Annotated in this window: 1 protein-coding gene; it reads left to right on the forward strand. The window is 58.2% G+C overall.

The features are described from left to right. Positions 1–57: 57 nt before the first annotated feature. The coding region (locus AD944_RS00100) for an IS256 family transposase (protein WP_045543134.1) at positions 58–693 on the forward strand (636 nt) is incomplete at its 3' end.

Consider the following 693-nt stretch of genomic DNA (forward strand, 5'->3'; position numbering starts at 1 on the left):
GGACTATCCTGAATTTTGTGCGGTGTGGTTATAACCTGCTCGAAGAGGAGCCCGCGCATGAGCATTGATAAAGACCTCCTGGACCGCCTGATGGAAGGACGTTCCCCCGGCGACCTGTTTGGTAAGACCGGCATACTCTCGGAATTGACGAAGGCACTGGCGGAACGAGCGCTCAGCACGGAGATGGACATTCATCTCGCTGAAGAACGCGCCGATGGCGCTCCTGCCGAGGGCAACCTGTCGCCCAATCGCAGAAACGGCAGAAGCCAGAAGACCGTGACCACGCAGAGCGGCAAGGTTGTCCTGGATATTCCCCGGGACCGGAACGGCACGTTTGACCCGCTGCTGATTGCCAAATACCAGCGTCGCTTTCCCGAGTTCGACCGCAAGATTATCAGCATGTATGCCCGGGGCATGACGACCCGTGAGATCCAGGGGCATATCGAAGAAATCTACGGCGTTGAGGCCTCGCCGAGCCTCATTTCCGCGATTACTGACGCGGTGATGGAGGAGGTCGCCGCCTGGCAGAACCGCCCGCTGGAACCGTGCTATCCAATTGTCTTCATGGATGCGATCCGGGTCAATATCCGCAGTGACGGGACTGTTTCGAACAAGGCCGTCTTCATAGCACTTGCGATCCTGCCTGACGGCACACGGGACATTCTGGGGCTGTGGTTCCAGGAAAATGAAGGC

The sequence above is a fragment of the Acetobacter tropicalis genome (assembly GCF_001580915.1).
GTDB lineage: Bacteria > Pseudomonadota > Alphaproteobacteria > Acetobacterales > Acetobacteraceae > Acetobacter > Acetobacter tropicalis.